The sequence below is a fragment of the Pseudoalteromonas sp. Angola-30 genome (assembly GCF_028599215.1).
In the GTDB taxonomy this organism is placed as follows: domain Bacteria; phylum Pseudomonadota; class Gammaproteobacteria; order Enterobacterales; family Alteromonadaceae; genus Pseudoalteromonas; species Pseudoalteromonas atlantica.
The window spans coordinates 1-457 of record NZ_JAQREI010000066.1 but is presented as its reverse complement, the minus strand read 5'-3'; the positions used below and the strand labels follow the sequence as shown (position 1 = coordinate 457).

Sequence of the window (457 nt, the reverse complement as noted above, 5' to 3'; positions counted from 1 at the left end):
TATTGATACTGCCTTCTTCAAAATCACGACTTATTTTAAACCCGAGTTTACGAGCCAACTCAATCATGCCGGTATTTTCTGGCAGGGTGATACCTTCAATCGTTTTCACGCCTTGGCGTCTGCAGTGAGAAATAGCCGCGTTCATTAAAATACGCCCTAACCCAAGTCCTTGGCAATCAGAACGTACCACAATGGCACACTCTGCTTGTAAGTTATCGGGATCCATAATCACTCGCGAAACCCCTAATGTGTGCTGTTGCTCGTCTTGTGTTTGGGTAACAATAAATGCCATCTCGCGGTCGTAATCAATTTGCGTCATTTTAGCGAGTTGATCATGGTTAAATTGTGGCAATTCACCAAAAAAGCGCTTGTATCTATCTTCTTTGCTTAAGGAGCGGTCAAACTCTTGATGTGCCTGCTCATCTTCTGGTTTGATTGGTCTGAGCGTTGCTAAGGT

Annotated in this window: 1 protein-coding gene; it reads right to left on the bottom strand. The window is 44.0% G+C overall.

What is annotated here, in order from left to right; genetic code table 11:
- Window positions 1-457, bottom strand: a 457-nt coding sequence (locus tag PSH54_RS20615; protein ID WP_273607016.1) for a GNAT family N-acetyltransferase, incomplete at both ends; no start/stop codon positions are given.